A 711-nucleotide genomic window follows, 5' to 3' on the forward strand; every position below is an offset into this window, starting at 1 on the left:
GTGATGCGGATCGACCGGCCTTCCACGTTGCGCTCCTCGCGCCGCGTGTGGCCCTGGTCGTCGGTCGTGGTGGTGGCCAGCGCGCCGTACGCAATGCTCGACACCCGAGCCCTGCGGTTGCCGCGGGCACCGAAACTCACGCTCGGCTGGCTGCCCTGGGGGTCGGCGGTGTAGACCCGGACCGGGCGGCCCAGTGCGTCGTATTCGGTGCGCGTGAGCCCCACGTCTGCACTGCCTGCGCTCGTCGACGAGCCGCTGTCCAGGAAGTACGGCTGCGTCTGCACCAGCACCTGGCCGAGGTCGCCAAACGTGGTGTCGGTAGCGATCAGGCGATTGACACCGCCGGGTTGCGTCGATCCATCTAAGGCTTCGGTGACATGGCGCAGCAGCCGACCTGCGCGGTCCAGGTACTGGCGGGTGAACGGACCGTTCTTGACACCCTCCGTGCCACTGGCGTCTCTCGGCTCCACGTGCGTGAACTGCGCCGCGTCAGCCGGGATCTCGGAAGCCGCAGGGCTCGGGCACGTCGGGCTGTTGGTGGCCGTGTCGATCCGGCCGGCGATGTAGCAGTACGCCGTGATCACCCGTGTACCGTCGGGGTGGATCTCGCGCGTCGTGCGCCCCAGGTCGTCGTATTCCCAGCGCGTGGTCAACCCGTTCGCGTCCGTCCTGCTCAGCACGGTGCCGAAGCGCGGATCCACCGTCTGCGTC

The 711-nt window shown here is 68.9% G+C and carries 1 protein-coding gene; it reads right to left on the reverse strand.

What is annotated here, in order from left to right; all coding sequences use genetic code 11:
* Positions 1-701: RHS repeat domain-containing protein (locus tag AC1D12_RS34655; RefSeq protein WP_477845575.1), on the reverse strand; the 701-nt coding region annotated here is incomplete at its 3' end.
* Positions 702-711 lie beyond the last annotated feature (10 nt).

The sequence above is a fragment of the Rhizobacter sp. P1_G5 genome (assembly GCF_056405435.1).